Origin of the sequence: Nocardioides sp. IC4_145, from assembly GCF_011250565.1 — a bacterium.
Taxonomy (GTDB): Bacteria; Actinomycetota; Actinomycetes; order Propionibacteriales; family Nocardioidaceae; genus Nocardioides.
Window position 1 is genome coordinate 1 of sequence record NZ_JAANMS010000098.1, and the last position, 270, is coordinate 270.

General features: G+C 67.8%; 1 protein-coding gene. It reads left to right on the top strand.

The features are described from left to right. Positions 1-270: hypothetical protein (locus G6553_RS22335; RefSeq protein ID WP_207620091.1), on the top strand; the 270-nt coding region annotated here is incomplete at both ends.

Below are 270 nucleotides of genomic sequence, written 5' to 3' on the forward strand. Positions count from 1 at the left end.
TGTTCGACGCGAGTCCTCGCCCCTGGGACGAGAACGACATCACCCTGCTCGAGCTGCTCGCCACCCCCGTGATGGCTGAACTCGAGCTCGCAGCACTCGAGGCGGACTACGGCGACGAGCGCCTCATCTGGCAGCTCGCGGTCGACGCGGCAGGGGTCGGCGCCTTCGACTGGAACCTCACCACCGGCGAGCTTCGCTGGGACGAGCGCCTGCTCGAGCTGTTCGGCCTTGACCGGAACACCTTCGGCGGCACCATCGACGACTTCAGCG